The sequence below is a fragment of the Bradyrhizobium sp. USDA 4541 genome (genome assembly GCF_024171085.1).
Classification (GTDB): domain Bacteria; phylum Pseudomonadota; class Alphaproteobacteria; order Rhizobiales; family Xanthobacteraceae; genus Bradyrhizobium; species Bradyrhizobium australafricanum.
The window spans coordinates 6,475,285-6,492,465 of record NZ_JALJZF010000001.1 but is presented as its reverse complement, the minus strand read 5'-3'; the positions used below and the strand labels follow the sequence as shown (position 1 = coordinate 6,492,465).

General features: G+C 65.4%; 15 protein-coding genes. 9 read left to right on the top strand and 6 right to left on the bottom strand.

Features of this window, described 5'->3' with window-relative positions; genetic code table 11:
* Positions 1-332: 332 nt before the first annotated feature.
* The 9 genes from J2R80_RS30945 (at position 333) to gmk (ending at position 9,251) form a co-directional block, all read left to right on the top strand.
* Positions 333-1,049: a TetR/AcrR family transcriptional regulator C-terminal domain-containing protein gene (locus J2R80_RS30945; protein ID WP_141343068.1), complete on the top strand. Its 717-nt coding sequence runs from the start codon at positions 333-335 to the stop codon at positions 1,047-1,049.
* Positions 1,046-2,071, top strand: coding sequence for a fatty acid desaturase family protein (locus J2R80_RS30940; RefSeq protein WP_076831952.1), 1,026 nt, complete (start codon positions 1,046-1,048; stop codon positions 2,069-2,071). Before J2R80_RS30945 ends, J2R80_RS30940 begins: the two co-directional genes overlap by 4 nt.
* Positions 2,072-2,512: 441 nt before the next feature.
* The gene (gene fabD / locus J2R80_RS30935) at positions 2,513-3,466 is read left to right on the top strand and encodes an ACP S-malonyltransferase (RefSeq protein WP_141343069.1); all 954 of its coding nucleotides are present in this window, start codon (positions 2,513-2,515) and stop codon (positions 3,464-3,466) included.
* Positions 3,467-3,487: 21 nt separating this feature from the next.
* Complete coding sequence (gene fabG, locus J2R80_RS30930) at positions 3,488-4,225, top strand: 3-oxoacyl-[acyl-carrier-protein] reductase (protein WP_141343070.1); 738 nt, start codon at positions 3,488-3,490, stop codon at positions 4,223-4,225.
* A gap of 289 nt (positions 4,226-4,514) precedes the next feature.
* On the top strand, positions 4,515-4,754 hold the full coding sequence (locus J2R80_RS30925; RefSeq protein WP_002716125.1) for an acyl carrier protein: 240 nt from the start codon (positions 4,515-4,517) through the stop codon (positions 4,752-4,754).
* Positions 4,755-4,850: 96 nt separating this feature from the next.
* The gene (gene fabF / locus J2R80_RS30920) at positions 4,851-6,116 is read left to right on the top strand and encodes a beta-ketoacyl-ACP synthase II (RefSeq protein WP_057019881.1); all 1,266 of its coding nucleotides are present in this window, start codon (positions 4,851-4,853) and stop codon (positions 6,114-6,116) included.
* 127 nt (positions 6,117-6,243) lie between these two features.
* Positions 6,244-7,494 carry an endolytic transglycosylase MltG gene (gene mltG / locus J2R80_RS30915; RefSeq protein ID WP_076831963.1) on the top strand — a complete coding sequence of 417 codons (1,251 nt, stop codon included), beginning with the start codon at positions 6,244-6,246 and terminating at the stop codon, positions 7,492-7,494.
* A gap of 212 nt (positions 7,495-7,706) precedes the next feature.
* Complete coding sequence (locus J2R80_RS30910; protein ID WP_141343071.1) at positions 7,707-8,594, top strand: YicC/YloC family endoribonuclease; 888 nt, start codon at positions 7,707-7,709, stop codon at positions 8,592-8,594.
* A 3-nt stretch (positions 8,595-8,597) separates the two neighbouring features.
* Positions 8,598-9,251 carry a guanylate kinase gene (gmk, locus tag J2R80_RS30905; protein ID WP_076832200.1) on the top strand — a complete coding sequence of 218 codons (654 nt, stop codon included), beginning with the start codon at positions 8,598-8,600 and terminating at the stop codon, positions 9,249-9,251.
* 59 nt (positions 9,252-9,310) lie between these two features.
* Here gmk and J2R80_RS30900 read toward each other — a convergent pair whose 3' ends face one another.
* The 6 genes from J2R80_RS30900 to J2R80_RS30875 form a co-directional block, all read right to left on the bottom strand.
* A complete protein-coding gene (locus J2R80_RS30900; protein WP_141343073.1) occupies positions 9,311-10,417 on the bottom strand; it encodes a hypothetical protein in 1,107 nt (368 codons plus the stop codon).
* 291 nt (positions 10,418-10,708) lie between these two features.
* Positions 10,709-11,767, bottom strand: a complete 1,059-nt coding sequence (locus J2R80_RS30895) for an alcohol dehydrogenase (RefSeq protein ID WP_253639918.1) — start codon at positions 11,765-11,767, stop codon at positions 10,709-10,711.
* A 19-nt stretch (positions 11,768-11,786) separates the two neighbouring features.
* Positions 11,787-12,641, bottom strand: coding sequence for a 16S rRNA (adenine(1518)-N(6)/adenine(1519)-N(6))-dimethyltransferase RsmA (rsmA, locus tag J2R80_RS30890; RefSeq protein WP_057019884.1), 855 nt, complete (start codon positions 12,639-12,641; stop codon positions 11,787-11,789).
* Positions 12,642-13,643: a 4-hydroxythreonine-4-phosphate dehydrogenase PdxA gene (gene pdxA / locus J2R80_RS30885; RefSeq protein WP_076831975.1), complete on the bottom strand. Its 1,002-nt coding sequence runs from the start codon at positions 13,641-13,643 to the stop codon at positions 12,642-12,644.
* A gap of 17 nt (positions 13,644-13,660) precedes the next feature.
* A complete protein-coding gene (locus J2R80_RS30880; protein WP_141340448.1) occupies positions 13,661-14,608 on the bottom strand; it encodes a SurA N-terminal domain-containing protein in 948 nt (315 codons plus the stop codon).
* Between the two features lie 86 nt (positions 14,609-14,694).
* Complete coding sequence (locus tag J2R80_RS30875) at positions 14,695-17,112, bottom strand: LPS-assembly protein LptD (RefSeq protein ID WP_225159076.1); 2,418 nt, start codon at positions 17,110-17,112, stop codon at positions 14,695-14,697.
* Positions 17,113-17,181 lie beyond the last annotated feature (69 nt).

The window sequence follows — 17,181 nt, the reverse complement described above, 5'->3', positions numbered from 1 at the left end:
CCTTTCCTGTGTTGGCGCGGTTTCCGGCGACAAGCCCTTCGAGACCTTCGGAAAGGACTCGAGCTGCTCAGAAGGCGGGAGCACGGGACGACGGGCCGACTGGCCCTGCCACATCAAAATCAACGGGTGAATTTGCTGAGACCGTCCGTTCAGCTCCCGGCCGGAGCCCACGAATGGCGCGCTTATACGGATTTTGGCCGCGAAAGCAAGGGTTCTCGGTCCCCGGATGTGCGAGGTGTCGTGGCCCTCCAGGCCGTTTGACGCAACCTCGGGTGATTTCCCGTTGATTTCTTTGTTTGTATATCATACAAACATCTTTGGGAGGACGAGATATGGGTTCGGAGACCGCCAGCGGCATGTCTGCGCCCGATCCGAAGCACGCGGTCCGCGCGACGCGGTCGGCGGGGCGCAAGATGCGCTCGCTGCTGCTCGATGCCGCCAGCCGCCTGTTCAAGGAACGCGGGCTCTCGGGCACATCGATCTCCGATATCGCCGCGGCCGCGGACGCCTTTCCGAGCCAGATCACCTATTACTTCCGCACCAAGGAAGCGCTGTTCGTCGAAGCGGCCAGCCGCGACATGCTCTATCTCGCGCGCGCGACCGAGCAGGCCGCCCTGAATGCCCACACCCCGCGCGACTACACCCACGCTTTGGCCGAGACCGTGACCGCGACCGACACGGTCGCTTTCTTCGCGGAGGCCTTGACCCTCACGCGGCGCCGGCAGGACCTCGCGCCCCTTGTCGAGCGCACCATCGAACGTCTGCACAGCGAGGGCGCGCGCGCCTATGCGGGCCAGGTCGAGCGGCACGGCTGGCGCTCGCTGCGCGCGCCCGAGGAGAGCTCGCGGCGGTTCTGGGCGATCGCGATCGGCGTGATCGTCGAAGGTTTTGCGATGGGCCGCGCTGCCGACGAGATGTGCCGCGAATTGCTGCGCGCGCTCGGCGAGCAGGCGACATCAACTTCGACGTCGGCCAATGACGGGACGCGGCTGCGCCTGGTCGGCGATCACGACACTTCATCCTCAACGGACGGCGAGACAGGCACATGACCGCGCTTCGCATGCGAGCCCGCGATTTCCTCACCGAGGACGAATTGGTTGCGGTGCGCGAGCGCACGACGTGGAAGGGCGCAGCCCTGATCGTGCATGCCTGGGCGCTGATCCTGGGCGCGATCGCGCTGGTCGCGTGGTGGCCCAATCCGCTGACCTATCTGCTCGCCGTTGCGATCATCGGCTCGCGCCAGCTCGGGCTTGCGATCCTGATGCATGACGGGGCGCACGGCTGTCTGTCGGCGGACGAGAGGACCAACCTGACGCTGAGCCAGTGGTTCTGCGCCTATCCGATCTTCGCGGAGACCCGCGGCTATCGCCGCTATCATCTGCAGCATCATGCGCGGACGCAGCAGGAGGATGATCCCGATCTCGTGCTGTCGGCGCCGTTTCCGATCACGAAGCTGAGCTACCGCCGGAAGTTCTTCCGCGATATCACCGGGCAGACCGGCTACCAGCAGCGCAAGGCGCAATTGCTCAATGCGATCGGGCCGAAGGAGTGGCCGTTGTCGCGGCGCGCCGCCAACTTCTGGCAGAAGCTCGGGCCGCAATGCGTCACCAACGCCTTGCTGTTCGCGGGCCTCGCCGCCGCCGGTGTGTGGTGGGCCTATCCGCTGTTGTGGCTGGTGCCGCTGCTGACCTGGATGATGGTGATCACGCGCATCCGCAACATTGCCGAACACGCCGTCGTGCCCGACAGCTCCGATCCCCTGCGCAACACCCGCACCACGCGGGCCAATGTCCTCGAGCGTCTCTTCATCGCGCCGTACTACGTGAACTATCACCTCGAGCATCACCTGCTGTTCTACGTGCCCTGCTACAACCTGCCGCGCGTCCACCGCATCCTCAGCGAAAGCCGCTATGCCGGCCGGATGGAAGTGCAGCCGGGCTACGCCGCCGTGCTGCGGCTGGCGACCGCCAGGCCCGCCAACGAGGATCGTCCGGGCCAGCTGGTCAACAGCGCACGCCGGGCGAGGGCCGGCGCCGAGGTTAACGCCGACCAGAATGCCGGCGGGTTCTAGTGTGCTGAATGCGAAGTTCGTGCGATTTCGCGGCAGCCACTTTCACGAACTTCGCATTCATAAAGCACACTAGAATCATAAGTTTGCTAGTGTCCTTATCGAATCCGAAGTTCGCTCCGAAGGTGCGGCAAATGATGCGAACTTCGGATTCGGGACACTAGCTCGGAGCCGGGACCGGCATCCCCAGGGTTCCTCTGGCGCGGCTTGACAGCACCGCCTCCGTCAGTGTCTTACGGCCCGGTCCGGGGCCGGTTGCAAGGCTGGGCTGCCAAGCCTGGGCTGCCAAGGCTTGGTTGCCAAGGCCTGATTGCCAAGGCTTGGTTGCAAGGGATTGGCCCGGACCCGCTGTGGCGCGTTTTGCGCGACGCGGATACCGTTTTCCCCTGCGGCAGGCGTAAAGCGCCTGCGCGGAGATCACGCTCAACAAGGTAGGGATCGCCGATGACGGCAGCATTTACGTTTCCCGGGCAGGGCTCGCAGGCGGTTGGCATGGGCAAGGCCCTGGCCGACGCCTTTCCGGCGGCCAGGGCGGTGTTCGACGAGGTCGATTCCGCGCTGGGCGAGAAGCTGACCGCGATCATCTGGGATGGTCCCGGCGAGACATTGCAGCTCACCGAAAATGCCCAGCCCGCCCTGATGGCGGTGTCGATCGCCACATTGCGCGTGCTCGAGAGCGAGGCCGGCTTTTCGGTCGGCCGCAATGCGGCCTTTGTTGCCGGACACTCGCTCGGCGAGTATTCGGCGCTGGCCGCCGCCGGGAGCCTCTCCGTCAGCGACACCGCGCGGCTGCTCCGCACCCGCGGGCTCGCGATGCAGAAGGCGGTGCCGGTCGGCGTCGGTGCGATGGCCGCACTGCTCGGTCTCGATTACGAAACCGCCGTGGCGGTCGCCAACGAGGCGGCGCAGGGACAAGTCTGCCAGGCCGCCAACGACAATGGCGGCGGCCAGGTGGTGGTCTCCGGTGACAAGGCCGCCGTCGATCGCGCGGTCGAAATCGCCAAGACCAAGGGCGCCAAGCGCGCCATGCTGCTGCCGGTGTCGGCGCCGTTCCATTGCAAGCTGATGCAGCCGGCGGCCGATGCGATGGCAGAGGCGCTGTCGGGGGTGACCATCAAGGCGCCCGCGGCGCCGCTGGTCTCCAACGTGCTGGCCTCCGCCATCACCGATCCCGACGAGATCCGCCGCCGCCTGATCGAGCAGGTCACGGGCACCGTGCGCTGGCGCGAGTCGGTTGCCTATATGGCAGGGCAGGGCGTGACGCGGTTCTTCGAGATCGGCGCCGGCAAGGTGCTGAGCGGCCTCGTCAAGCGCATTGCCGACGGCGCGGTCGGCGTGTCCGTCGGCGGTCCGAACGATATCGCTGCGGCCAAGGACGCGCTCGCGGCTTCGGCTTGAAGCAGCCGGAAGGAGAATTCGATGTTTGATCTGACTGGCAAGACGGCGCTCGTCACGGGCGCAACCGGCGGCATCGGCGGCGCGATTGCGCAGGCGCTGCATGCGCAGGGCGCAACGGTAGCGATCTCGGGGACGCGGCGCGAGGTGCTGGACGGCTTTGCGGCCAAGCTCGGCGCGCGCGTGCATGTCCTGCCGTGCAATCTCTCCAGCAAGGATGATGTCGAGGCGCTGGTGCCGGCAGCGGAAGCTGCGATGGGACAGGTCGACATCCTGATCGCCAACGCCGGCATCACCCGCGACAACCTGTTCGTGCAGCTGCGCGACGAGGATTGGGACGACGTGATCGCGGTCAACCTGACCGCGACGTTCCGCCTGGCGCGCGCGGCGACCAAACTGATGATGCGCAAGCGCTTCGGCCGCATCATCGCGATCACCTCGATCGTCGGCGTCACCGGCAATCCGGGGCAGGGCAACTACACCGCGTCGAAGGCCGGCATCATCGGCCTGATCAAGACGCTGGGCGCCGAATACGCCAAGCGCGGCGTGACCGCCAATTGCATCGCGCCGGGTTTCATCAAGACGCCGATGACCGATGCGCTCAACGACAAGCAGCGCGAATCCATCCTGGCGAAGGTTCCTGCGGCGCGGCTCGGAACGCCCGAGGACATCGCGGCCGCGGCGGTCTATCTGGCCTCGAACGAGGCCGCCTACGTCACCGGACAGACGATCCACGTCAACGGCGGGATGGCTATGATTTGAGCTACTGGCCGCCTCTCGCAATGCGGCGAAAAGCCGTTTTCGGGAGCCGGTTCAGGCGTGTAGTCAAGGCTTTGGAAGTATGGTAGCTGAAGCCCCCGTGGATGGGCGAAGAACGCCATTGCAGGATTTTGAAACCCTGTATATTGGCGTGGCGACGCCTGCCGTTCGCCGGGGCTTTAATCGGCTACGACCGGGCCGAATCAAGACTATGCGCGACTGAGTAATCGAGACGACCACGATGGCTCGTATCGTCTTGGGGTCGGGTCCAATGGAACAACGAGGTTGAACGATGAGTGAGATTGGCGAGCGGGTTAAGAAGATTGTGGTCGAGCACCTTGGTGTCGAACCCGAGAAGGTGGTCGATAGCGCGAGCTTCATCGATGACCTCGGCGCCGACAGCCTCGACACCGTCGAGCTCGTGATGGCATTCGAAGAAGAATTCGGTTGCGAGATTCCCGACGACGCGGCGGAGACGATTCTGACCGTTGGCGACGCGACCAAGTTTCTCGAGAAGAACGCGAAGAGCTGACGCCGATCGCGAAGTTGACGGGGCCGGACGGACCGTGATCGAGCGGTCCCCCGGCTTCTTATTATCAGCCGCGCATTGCTGGCCGGAGAGGTGGAAATGAGACGAGTTGTCGTCACGGGGCTGGGCATGCTTACACCGCTCGGCTGCGGCGTTGACGCAACTTGGGCGCGCATCCTCGCCGGAGACAGCGGCGGCAAGAAGATCGACACGTTCGACGTGTCCGACCTGCCGAGCCAGGTCGCCTGCTACATTCCGCGTGGCGACGGCACTGGCGGCACCTTCAATCCCGATCAGTGGATGGAGCCGAAAGACCAGCGCAAGGTCGACGACTTCATCGTCTATGCGATGTGCGCGGCCAAGCAGGCGCTGGACGATGCCGACTGGCATCCGAAGTCGGACGAGGACCAGTTCGCCACCGGCACGATGATCGGCTCCGGCATCGGCGGCCTCACCGGCATTGCCGAGACTGCGGTGCTGCTGAAGGAGCGCGGACCGCGCAGGGTCTCTCCGTTCTTCATTCCGGGCCGCCTGATCAATCTGGCCTCCGGCTACGTCTCGATCGAGCACGGCCTGAAGGGGCCCAATCATGCAGTGGTCACGGCGTGCTCGACCGGCGCGCATGCGGTCGGCGACGCGGCGCGGCTGATCGCGCTCGGCGACGCCGAGGTGATGGTCGCCGGCGGCGCCGAATCGCCGATCTCGCGCATCGGCATCGCCGGCTTCTGCGCGGCGCGTGCGCTGTCCACCGGCTTCAACGAGACCCCGCAAAAGGCATCGCGGCCGTACGACAAGGATCGCGACGGCTTCGTGATGGGCGAGGGCGCCGGCGTCCTCGTGCTGGAGGAATACGAGCACGCGAAGCGCCGCGGCGCGAAGATCTATGCCGAGGTCACCGGCTATGGCCTGTCGGGCGATGCCTTCCACATCACCTCGCCGCCGCCGGACGGCAATGGCGGCTTCCGCAGCATGACCATGGCGCTGAAGCGCGCCGGCCTCGCGGCATCCGACCTCGACTACATCAATGCGCACGGCACCTCGACGCAGGTCGGCGACGAGATCGAGCTCGGCGCGGTCGAGCGTCTGCTCGGCAATGCGGCCTCGAAGGTTTCGATGTCGTCGACCAAGTCCGCGACCGGACATCTGCTCGGTGCGGCCGGTGCGATCGAGGCGATCTTCGCGATCCTGGCGATTCGCGATAACGTGGTGCCGCCGACCATCAATCTCGACAATCCGTCGGTGCAAACGGCGATCGATCTTGTGCCGCATACGTCGCGCAAGCGTGACGTCAATGTGGCGCTGTCCAATTCCTTCGGTTTCGGTGGCACCAACGCTTCCGTGATCGTGCAGCGCGTGACCAATTAGTAGGTCGTTAGAACTAGTCCACCGTTTTGCCGTATTCCGCGGTGACTCCTAATAGCGGGCGTATGCTATTGGCAGGGCAGGGGTTTGCCCGGCCACGATTCAACCGGCAGGATATTGGTTTGCATCGATGAGTGAGAGGCCGCCCATTTCACCGAGGAGTCCACGCGCCGCGCTGGAGCCCGAACAGCTTCCGCCGCCGCCCAAGCGCTCGGATCGCGCCCGCAATCCCTTCGTGATCGTCGGCAATGCCATCTTCACCATCCTGATCATCCTGATGATCGGCGCCGGCGCGACGTATTACTACGGCAAGCAGGCGCTGGAATCGCCGGGACCGCTGCAGGAAGACAAGATCGTCAACATCCCGGCGCGCGCCGGCAAGCGTGACATTGCCGACGTGCTCTCGCGTGAGGGCGTGATCAACGTCAATCCGTGGGTCTTCATCGGTGGCGTGTTCGCGCTGAAGGCAAGCTCCGATCTCAAGCCAGGCGAATATTCGTTCCAGAAGAACGCCAGCCTGCGCGACGTCATCGCCACCATCGTCGACGGCAAGGTGGTGCAGCACGCCATCACGATACCGGAAGGCCTGACTTCCGAGCAGATCGTGACGCGGCTCTCCGACAACGACATCTTCACCGGCTCGGTGCGCGAGATCCCGCGCGAGGGCACGCTGCTGCCGGAGACCTACAAATTCCCGCGCGGCACCACGCGCGACCAGGTGATCCAGCGCCTGCAGCAGGCGCAGAAGCGCGTGCTCGCCGAAATCTGGGAACGCCGCAACACCGACACGCCGCTGAAATCGCCGGACCAACTGGTGACGCTGGCCTCGATCGTCGAGAAGGAAACCGGCCGCGCCGACGAGCGCAGCCGCGTCGCCGCCGTGTTCGTGAACCGCCTGCGCCAGCGGATGAAGCTGCAGTCCGATCCGACCATCATCTACGGACTGGTGGGCGGCAAGGGAACGCTGGGCCGTCCGATCAAGCGCAGCGAAATCACGCAGCCGTCGCCCTACAACACCTATGTGATCGACGGCCTGCCACCCGGACCGATCGCCAATCCCGGCCGCGCCTCGCTGGAGGCGACCGCCAATCCGGCGCGCACCCGCGACCTGTTCTTCGTCGCTGACGGAACCGGCGGCCACGCCTTCACCGAAACCTACGACCAGCACGCGAAGAACGTCGCCAAGCTGCGCGCGTCGGAAAAGCAGATCCAGAACGACACCGTCGAGCCCGCGGATGATCCGGCGCCCGCCGCCGCGACGCCCGGCGCCGACACCAATCCCACGGCGACGACGCCGAAGCCCACCAATCAAAAGAAGCCGCCGCGCGGTCGGCAGGGCGCAGCCCAACAGACCAATTCGCCGCCGGTGGTGCAGCGCTAAAGCGCGATCGTCATCGCGCTTTAGCTTCTTGTTTGAGCATGATCTTTCGGAAAACCGCCATACACTTTTCCGGATCATGCTGTAGCTCTGCATTTTCCGGTGGTGGAACGTAATTCCACTTTCACGGAATCCGTTTTAAGGTCGCACCGGCTCCCCACGAGTCTCGCAGGCTCCGGGTGAGTCCCATATCCTTCTGTTGGAGAGTTCACGCGATGGCGCTGTCGAGCATGACTGGCTTTGCCCGAAGCCATGGCGCAAGCGGTCCCTATACGTTCGAGTGGGAGCTGAAATCGGTCAATGCCAAGGGCTTTGACCTGCGGTTGCGGCTTCCGCCGGGCTGGGACGAACTGGAAGCGCTTGCCAAGAAGCGGGCCGGCGAGCTGCTGTCGCGCGGCACGGTCTACGCCAATCTCAGCGTCAAGCGCACCGACGCGGCGCAGACGATCCGGATCAATGAGGACGTGCTCGCCGCCGTGGTGAAGGTCGCCGGCACGCTCGCGCAGCGGATCGACGCGGTGGCGCCGAGCATCGACGGACTGCTCGGCATCAAGGGCGTCATTGAGGTGGTCGAGCCCGAGAGCAACGAGGACGAGGACAAGGCGGCGCGTGAGGCGGCGGCGATGGCCTTCGAGCAGGCGCTCGGCAGCCTTGTCGAGATGCGCCGCCGCGAGGGCGATGCGCTGGGGCAGATCCTGATGCAGCGGATGGACGAGGTCGAGCGGCTCGCCAGGCGCGCCGAGACCGCTCCCGGCCGCAAGCCCGAGGCGATCAAGGCGCGGCTGGCCGAGCAGATCGCGGCCCTGCTCGAGACGTCCGACCGCTTCGATGCCGACCGCCTGAACCAGGAGGCGATCCTGATCGCCACCAAAGCCGACATCCGCGAGGAGCTCGACCGCATCGCCTCGCACATCGCCCAGGCGCGCGAGATGATCGGCAAGGGCGGTCCGGTCGGGCGCCGGCTCGACTTCCTCGCCCAGGAATTCAATCGCGAGGTAAACACCTGCTGCTCGAAGTCGAACGACGTCGAGCTGACCAACACCGGGCTTGAAATGAAGAACGTGGTCGAGCAGTTCCGCGAACAGGTCCAGAATCTGGAGTGAATGATGACGGCGCAGGGTTTTGACGGCGTTGAGCGGCGCGGACTGATGTTCGTCCTGTCGTCGCCGTCGGGCGCCGGCAAGACGACGCTGTCTCGCATGCTGCTTGAACGCGAGCCGGGCCTGAAGATGTCGGTGTCGGCGACCACGCGGCCGATGCGGCCGGGCGAGGTCGAGGGCCGCGACTATTTCTTCGTCGACAAGAAGAAATTCGAGAAGATGGTCGAGCAGGGTGAACTGCTCGAATGGGCCACCGTATTCGACAACCGCTACGGCACGCCGAGTGCGCCGGTCGAGGCCGCCCTAGCGGTGGGGCAGGATGTTCTGTTCGATATCGACTGGCAGGGCACGCAACAGCTCCACCAGAAAGCCAGCGCCGATGTGGTGCGGGTGTTCATCCTGCCGCCGTCGGCCGCCGATCTCGAGAGGCGGCTGCATACCCGGGCGCAGGATTCGGAAGAGGTCATCCGCGGACGGATGAGCCGCGCCAGTCATGAGCTGAGCCATTGGGCGGAATACGACTACATCGTCGTCAACCACAACGTCGACGATGCCTTTGCCGAGGTGCAGTCGATCCTGAAGGCCGAGCGCCTCAAGCGCGAGCGCCGCACCGGCCTTACCGAATTCGTGCGCGGCCTGCAGCGTCAGCTCGAGAAGTAGCGCGTTGCGGACGTGATGCGTGGGCATCACGTCCGTTTGCATTTTTTCCTAAGTGGACCTTAGTTCGTCGCGCTGCGCGCAAGCCGCTGCAGCATTGCGGCGATCTGCTTGTTGTCCTGCTCCCTTTGATCCCGATCACGCGCAGTCTCGCGACGTGGAGCAGGCTTCTCGGCGCGGCGTGGAGCGGGCGTCTCCGCGCGACGTGGAGCGGGCGTCTCCGCACGGCGCGGAACGGGCGTCTCGGCGCGGCGCGGCGCAGCCTCGGACAGCCGCAGCGGACGATCCCGGCTGACAACTGCCATCGGGGGCGCCGGCTCGGTGTGCAGCGAATCCCACGGCGCCTGCCACTCATCCTCGGTCTCGTAAGGCGGCGTACGCGTGCGGGTCAGCCGGAAAACCAGCGTGCTGACCAGGCCGGCCAGCGCCAGGGCTCCAACCATCACGATCAGCAGCATCTGCGTCGACGACGGTGACTTCTCCACGGACGCTTCGGCCGTGGCGGGGGCGGCAGGCGCCGGCGCGGCCGCCGGTTGCGGCGTCGTGTCTGCCTGCGCAACCGCGGTCGGCTGGTCTGCGGCGCGTCTGGTTCCGTTGGTTCCGGCCATGCTCGATGCATCCAGCCATCTGGCGTTCACGTCGGACGGCTGCGCGTTGGTACCGGTGGGCGTGGCTGCCGGGTCGGGCGTCGCTGCCGTTCCGCCGGCCTGGCCGGCGTCGGCGCTTGGCGCAGGTACGGCTGCGACCTGGGGCGAGGGCCATTCGGCATGGGCATCGGCGACTGATCTGCGCATCGCCGGCTGCTGCGGCGCGGGCTGGCTCTGCGGCGTCGGCTGGCTCTGTGGCGGCGTCGCGTCGGCCGTTGTGGTATCGGGCGCTGCTGCCGCTGGCGGCTGCTGCGTGCTCGTCGTCGCCGTCTTGGCGGCCTTGTTCTTGGCCTCGTTCTTGGCCTCGCCGAGATACCAGCACTTCTTCTTACTGCGATCGAGATGGTAGAACCAGTGGCTTCCCGCAGGCGCGGTTCCCTTGGGCGCGGCCAGGCAGGTGTCCGCCGTGTTGTTGGTGCTATTGGCCGTATTGGCGGCGGTCTGGGCCATGGCGCTGCAACTGGCGCCGGCCAGGATGCTGGCGGCAAGCGCCGCAGCGAATTTCGCTGAACGATTTGACATACGCGTCCCCGGTATCTCTTTTTTAACGCAAACGCTGGAGATCTCAATCTCGGCAAAGAGTTGGGTCGCAATGCGCCGCAAATCCGGAACGGGTGGGGCTTAATTGGGGCTCGCGGCGTGCCGCAATTGCGGCGAGCCCGAGGCCGCGGAACGTGAACCGAACGATGGCTTGGTTCGACCGTCAGGTTCCATCGGAGCGGCCGCGTCCCGCTGGCGGTAGCAGCACCGGCGGGACGTCATGTCTCAGCGTGATCTTTCGGAAAACCGCGTCACGCTCTTCCGGATCATGCTCTAGTTCTTCAGGACGATGCGTCCGACGACCTTGCCGGCGCGCAGCTCGTCGATCCATTTCTGGACGTCGGCCATCGGCTCTTCCTTCATCGGCGTCGGCTTGATCTTGCCGGCGCGGGCGAGCGCCATCAATTCCTGACCTTCGGCCAGCGTGCCGACCATGAAGCCTTCGATGGTCATGCGCTTGTACACCCACTGCACCATCGGCAGCGTGAATTGGCCGCCCATCAGGCCGGACACCACGATCTTGCCGCCGCGCGCGACCGTCGACACCGCAAACGCCATCGACTTCTCGTTGCCGGCAAAGTCGACGACGCCGTCGAAGCCGCCGTCGCTCTCCTTCAGCATGCGCTTGACGACATCGGGCTCTGCCGGGTCATAGGCGGCCGCCGCGCCGTTTTTCAGCGCGGTCTCGCGCGCCGCGGGGCTGAGATCGGCAACCGTGATCGGCTGCTTGAACATCGCCTGCGCGAATGACAGGCCCATCATGCCGACGCCGCCAAGGCCGATCAGCAGCAAATTGCGTTGGCGCGGACGATCGACCAGGCGCTTCAGCGCGCCATAGGCGGTGACACCGGAGCACATCAGGGTGGCGGCCTGGTTGACCGGCAGCGGATCGTAATCGAGCAGGTATTTTGCGTCGGGCACCAGCACGTGGGTGGCGAAGCCGCCGTCGATCGAGACGCCGAGGAAGCGCTGCTTGACGCAGAGGTTCTCGTCGCCGGCGAGGCAGTCGCGGCACTGGCCGCAGCCGATCCAGGGGAAGACGGCCTTCTTCGTCCCGATCAGATCCTTCGGCGCATCGGGGCCGACCTCGTCGACCACGCCCGCGATCTCATGGCCGAGCGTGAAGGGCAGGGTCATGCCGCGGGTGGTGTCGAGCTTCTTGCCGCCGCCGAGATCGGCGTAGCCGTCCTGGATGTGGAGATCGGAATGGCACAGGCCGCAGCGCTCGATGCGCACCAGCACTTCGCGTCCCTCGGGCTTCGGCGTGTCGACGATGGTTTCGCACAGCGGTGCATCGAATTTGACGAGGGATTGGCGAACCATACGCGCCATTACGTTTTCTCCTGTTGTTCTATTTTGTGGCCCGTATATCGGCCAATTCCCGGGCCATGGCAACAAAGCCCGCGACCGGAATGGTTTCGGCGCGCCGTGTCGCGTCGATATCGGCTGCGGCAGCAAGCCGCGCCGGATCGACCGACAGCGATTTCAAACTCTGGCGCAGCATCTTGCGGCGCTGGCCGAAGGCGGCGGCTGCGACCTGCTCGAGCATGCGGCGGTCGCACGGCTCGGGCGCGGCGCGCGGTATCAATCGTACCACCGAGGACGTGACCTTCGGTTGCGGCACGAAGGCCGCGGGCGAGATGTCAAACAGGATCTTGGTCTCGGCGCGCCAGTTGGCTAGCACCGCGAGCCGGCCATACGCCTCCTCGTCCTCATGGGCGACGATGCGCTCGGCGACCTCGCGCTGGAACATCAGGACCATCATGTCGTACCAGGGCGGCCACGGCTCGATCGACAGCCAGTCGACCAGCAGCTGGGTCGCGATGTTGTAGGGCAGGTTGGCGACGATCTTGGCCTTGGCGCCATCGAGCAAGGGACGCGGGTCAAAGCGCTGCGCGTCGCCATGCACGATCTCGATGCGGCCGGGATAGCGCTTGGCGATATAGTCGAGCGCAGCCAGCGCCCGCTCGTCGCGCTCGATGGCGATCACGCGCTTGGCACCCAGCGCAAGCAGCGCGCGCGTCAAGCCGCCGGGACCGGGGCCGACCTCGATCACGGTGGAGTCTTCCAGCGGGCCAGCGGCGCGGGCAATGCGCGCGGTGAGGTTGAGATCGAGCAGAAAATTCTGGCCGAGCGATTTGCGCGCCGACAGCGAATGCTCGCGAATGACGTCGCGCAGCGGCGGCAGATCGTCGATCGTGCTCACTTAGCTTGATGCCGCGGCCATGCGCGCGGCGAGCCGGAGGGCGGCGATCAGGCTCGACGGATTGGCCTTGCCGGTGCCGGCGATATCGAATGCGGTGCCGTGATCGGGCGAGGTCCGGATGAAGGGCAGCCCCAGCGTGACGTTGACGGCGTCCTCGAACGCGACGGTCTTGATCGGGATCAGCGCCTGGTCGTGATACATGCAGATCGCGCAGTCGTAGGTCTTGCGCGCGGCTGCGTGGAACATGGTGTCGGCCGGCAGCGGGCCCCGGACGGCAATGCCGTCGCGGCGCAGGATCTCGACCGCGGGCGCGACGATCTCGACGTCTTCCATGCCGAGCGTGCCGTCTTCGCCGGCATGCGGATTGAGGCCGGCAATGGCGAGCCGCGGCGCCGCGAGGCTGAACCGCGCCTTCATGTCCGCGACCACGATCCGCGCGGTCGACACGATCAGGTCGGTCGTCAATTGCGCCAGCGCCTCGCGGACCGACACATGGATCGTCACCGGGACGACGGCGAGCGCCGGCGACCACAGCATCATCACCGGCTGCGGCGCGCGCCCGCCGTTTGCGGCAAGCTCGGCCAAGAACTCTGTATGGCCGGGATGTCGGAAGCCGGCGCGGTACAGCACGTTCTTGGCGATCGGATTGGTGACGACGGCGCTGGCCTTGCCGGCGGCGACATCGGCGACGGCCTGCCGGATCGATGCCAGCGCCGCATCGGCACTCGTGCCGTCGGGCTGGCCCGGTCGCGCCGTCACCGTCTTGCCGGTCGCAACCACGGGAAGGGCGCGTGCGAACGTCGTGGATGCCTCCGCGGCGCTGACCTCGGCCAACTCGACGGCAAGCCCGAGCGTCTTGGCGCGTTCGGCAAGCGCGGCGCGGTCGCCCAGCAGATAGAACGGCGGGAGATCGAGTTCGCGGCGGCGCAGCCATGCGGCGAGCGTGATGTCGGGGCCGATGCCTGCGGGCTCGCCGGATGTAAGTGCGAGAGGTTGAGCCATGCGTCAACGATAGTCGATCATCGCCCGCCTGGATATTCGATCATCGCGGCTTTTCGGACTTCCTGCAGGTAGGCCTTCGACTTCGCCTCGTACTTCTGCACGTACATCTTGTCGCGCATCTCACGCTTCTTCGGCGTGTCGACGGTGGTTGCCTTCCTGCCGCAGAGGGCGACCATTTCAACTCCCTGCTTGGTGACCTCGGGAGGGGTGAGGTGGCCGACCGGGGTCTTGTCCAGGATGTCGCGCAGCGACTGCGGCAGGTCGGCCGAGGTCTTCACGACGATCTCGCGGATCGCGGCGTTGCGCATCGACTTGAAGAAGGTGTTGGCTTCCTCGCAACTGGTGACGCGCTCGCGCAGGCTGTCCGCTTCCTTGCGGCGTCCCTCGAACTCCGACTGCGGCGCGCCGCGGGGCACGATCAGAACGACCGGCTGCATCCTGTATTCGAATGCCTCGGCCTCAGCCGCGCCTCCGGCCTCCTTGACCGCGTTGGCCACGTCCTTTTCGCCAACCTGCAGGCTTTCCTTGAAGCGGCCGCGGACCAGGCTGGTCCAGACCATGTCGGCCCTGATGCGTTGCTTCAGCGTATCCGGGCGGATGCCCTTGCCCTCGAGCACCTTGGTGAGCTGGTCGCCGGAAAGCCGCATCCGCTGCGCCATGCCGCCGAAGGACTGGTCGATATCGCCGGCGGAGGGATCGACGCCGAATTTCTTGGCTTCCTTGATCTTCAGCTTCTCATCGATCAGCTCGTCGAGGACGGTCTTCCGATCAGGCGTCTTGCCGCCGGTCAGGGCGTTCAGCTTGGCGCGCTGCTCGATGTCGTAATTGGTGATGGGCTCGCCATTGACCATCACGGCGATGGTCTGGGCATGCAGTCGCGCACCGCCTCCGAGCAGGAGGAAAAGAGCCAGCAGGGAACTCAACACTAGCTGATGGCGGCGCGTTGGCAGGCTAGCGGTCGTCATTATCGTCATGTCAGCCGTTTAAACCAATTCAAGCCGGAGCCACAGGCCCGCAGGTAATCCAAGCACCCCGCCAGACCGCTCGCTCGCTACTGCATGCCAGCCGAACTGCTGGACGTGGAGGTCTGCGCGATCGTCCGCAGCCCGATCTGGAACATGAACGCGTGGCTGAGGACGGGCGGCGTCGAGCCGGCCTGATAGGTATAGGACGTGACATAGTTGGCGGCCAGCACGAAGCAGTCGTCCACATAGCCCGCGCCGAACGCGTACTGGTTGATTTTGTTCGCTTCAAGGTCCCAGCGCGCCGCGCCCTGAACCACCCAGTTCGCCGCCACCTTGATCGATCCGCTGGCGAGGATGCCTTCGCGGCGCGTCAAATAGCCAAGCTCCGGCTGCGCGGCATAGTCGCCGTACATCAGGCTGACCGACCAGCGGTCGAAGTTCGCGCTGGCCTGGGCCTCGAACCGGTTGATGTTCCAGGTCGCTTCGTCCATCCGCGAGCGGACGCTGAACGTGTAGGTGCGGTTGGGCGAGTAGGCGAGGCTCGCGACATAGTCCGAGCGCGGATTCTGCAGGCCGGAATCGATGCCGGTGTTGGTGACGTCCGCGACCGCGAACGAGTTCAGCCCGAACATCTGATAGGACTGTCCGAACATCGCCTTGACGCTGCCGCCGCGATCGAACTGCGTGGTGGCCTGCACGCCGACATTGGCGCGGCTGCCGCCTTCGACGCGGTCGTAGCCGGAGAATTTGTCGATCGCGAACAGGTTCGAGGTATCGAACACCAGGCTCTGCGCGTCCTCGTTCGGAAGCTTGCCGGCGCTGGGTTCGTCGGGCCGGATGATGACCTGCGCAATCGGCTCGATGGTCGTCGTGCCCCACGGCTGCACGTTGATGAAGGGGTAGCGGTATTCGAAGCCGACGGTCGGCATCAGGCGGACCGTCTGGGTGTCGCCGACCGGCAGGAAGTTGGAAACGCCCGGCTGGTTCGAGATGTCGGCGTTGATGGCATCGGCGCGGACACCGACGAACGGCGTCCAGATCTGGCCGAGCGGGTCGGTATAGGATTTACGCCACTGCGCCTCGGCGGTCAGCCTTGTGTAGGTGCCGGGCATGCCGCGCAGCAGGCACTGCGACGGCGTGCGCGCCATCGGGTCCGCGGATGTGGTCAGGCACAGGCCGTTGGTGTTGGCCGTCGTCGTGATCGGGTCGAACACCGCGGTTTCGCGGGTCAGGTTGGTGAAGTTCACCTTGTAGCTGAACTCGCCACCAAAGATCGGGCTGTTGATCACGTTGTTGTAGTCGATGACAGGCGCGACCACCGGAACCTGGTTCTGGTTGCCGGAGTAGCTGAGATAATAGATCGCGCGCGCGTCGAAGAAGCTGCGGTTGCCGACGCCGGTCAGATAGAGCTGCGAGATCGCCTCGGTCGGCAGCGACAGGAACGATCCGAACGGATCCTTGTACTGGGCCAGCCGGTAATCGGACATGAAGTAGTAGTCGGACAGCAGCACGCCGTCCCAGCCCCAGGTCCATTTGTCGTTCAGCGCGAACTGACCCTTGGTCTCGATGCCGCCGCGGAACTGGCGATCACCGGGCTGGCCCTTGAAAGCGTCCTGATCGAGTTGGTCGATGCCGTAGAGCCGGATCTGATAGGCGCCGTTCGACAGACGCTGGCGGAATTCGCCCTGGAACAGCACGCCCTGCTTCGAGGTGATGCGCGGATTGAACGTCGCGTCGAAGTCCGGCGCGAGCGCGAAGTAATAGGGGATTTCGACGCCGACGCCGAACGCCGAATACGTGGTGAAGCCCGGCATCAGGAAGCCGCTCTTGCGCTTCACGGTCGGATCGGGCGTCGAGAAGTAGGGAAGATACGCCATCGGAACGCCGAAGAATTCGAGCTGGGCGTTCTCGAAATAGAGCATCTTCTCGGTCTGGTTATGGATGATGCGCGCGCCCTTGACTTGCCAGAGCGGCGGCTTCTTCGGATCATCCTTACAGGGCGCGCAGGCGGTATAAACGCCGTTGTCGAACACCGTGTAATTGCCGCTGGACCGATCGGCGCGGGTCGCCGCCATGCGGGTCTGGTCTTCGGTGTCGACGCGCAGCGAATCGACGAACCCGTCGCGGTAGTCGTCGCTGAGATCAAGGATGTTGGCGTAGGTGATCTTGCCTTCCGCATCGGTCATGCGGATGTTGCCTTCGGCATGAAGACGCTTGGTCTTCTGATCGTAGATGACCTTGTCGGCCTCGACGCTGGTGCCGTTGTAGAACATCTGGACGTTGCCGACGGCCGAGATGCGCTGGTTGTTGTAGTCGTAATCGACCTCGGTCGCCTGAACCAGCATCTGCCCGTCATTCTTGGCCGGCGGGCGGGGCGGCTTCGGCGGACGCGGATTGTAGGTGAAGGCCTGCGCGGCAGCCGGCGTCGACGCGACAACATCGAGCGCGCTGACCACGACGAACGCGGCGAGGAGAGCTGAGATCGAAACGCCAAACGCGGCCATGCGGCTCCGTTGACGGCGCAGGACACTGCGCCGCCCGAGAGCAGGCGACCTCAACTGGCGGGCGGCGAC

Excerpts from the sequence above, each read along its gene's own strand:
- fabG (WP_141343070.1), top strand. The coding sequence starts at position 3,488 with ATGTTTGATCTGACTGGCAAGACGGCGCTCGTCACGGGCGCAACCGGC.
- J2R80_RS30910 (WP_141343071.1), top strand. The coding sequence starts at position 7,707 with ATGGCGCTGTCGAGCATGACTGGCTTTGCCCGAAGCCATGGCGCAAGC.
- J2R80_RS30895 (WP_253639918.1), bottom strand. The coding sequence starts at position 11,767 with ATGGCGCGTATGGTTCGCCAATCCCTCGTCAAATTCGATGCACCGCTG.
- fabF (WP_057019881.1), top strand. The coding sequence starts at position 4,851 with ATGAGACGAGTTGTCGTCACGGGGCTGGGCATGCTTACACCGCTCGGC.
- J2R80_RS30940 (WP_076831952.1), top strand. The coding sequence starts at position 1,046 with ATGACCGCGCTTCGCATGCGAGCCCGCGATTTCCTCACCGAGGACGAA.
- fabD (WP_141343069.1), top strand. The coding sequence starts at position 2,513 with ATGACGGCAGCATTTACGTTTCCCGGGCAGGGCTCGCAGGCGGTTGGC.
- mltG (WP_076831963.1), top strand. The coding sequence starts at position 6,244 with ATGAGTGAGAGGCCGCCCATTTCACCGAGGAGTCCACGCGCCGCGCTG.
- J2R80_RS30875 (WP_225159076.1), bottom strand. The coding sequence starts at position 17,112 with ATGGCCGCGTTTGGCGTTTCGATCTCAGCTCTCCTCGCCGCGTTCGTC.
- J2R80_RS30880 (WP_141340448.1), bottom strand. The coding sequence starts at position 14,608 with ATGACGACCGCTAGCCTGCCAACGCGCCGCCATCAGCTAGTGTTGAGT.
- pdxA (WP_076831975.1), bottom strand. The coding sequence starts at position 13,643 with ATGGCTCAACCTCTCGCACTTACATCCGGCGAGCCCGCAGGCATCGGC.
- gmk (WP_076832200.1), top strand. The coding sequence starts at position 8,598 with ATGACGGCGCAGGGTTTTGACGGCGTTGAGCGGCGCGGACTGATGTTC.
- J2R80_RS30945 (WP_141343068.1), top strand. The coding sequence starts at position 333 with ATGGGTTCGGAGACCGCCAGCGGCATGTCTGCGCCCGATCCGAAGCAC.
- J2R80_RS30900 (WP_141343073.1), bottom strand. The coding sequence starts at position 10,417 with ATGTCAAATCGTTCAGCGAAATTCGCTGCGGCGCTTGCCGCCAGCATC.
- J2R80_RS30925 (WP_002716125.1), top strand. The coding sequence starts at position 4,515 with ATGAGTGAGATTGGCGAGCGGGTTAAGAAGATTGTGGTCGAGCACCTT.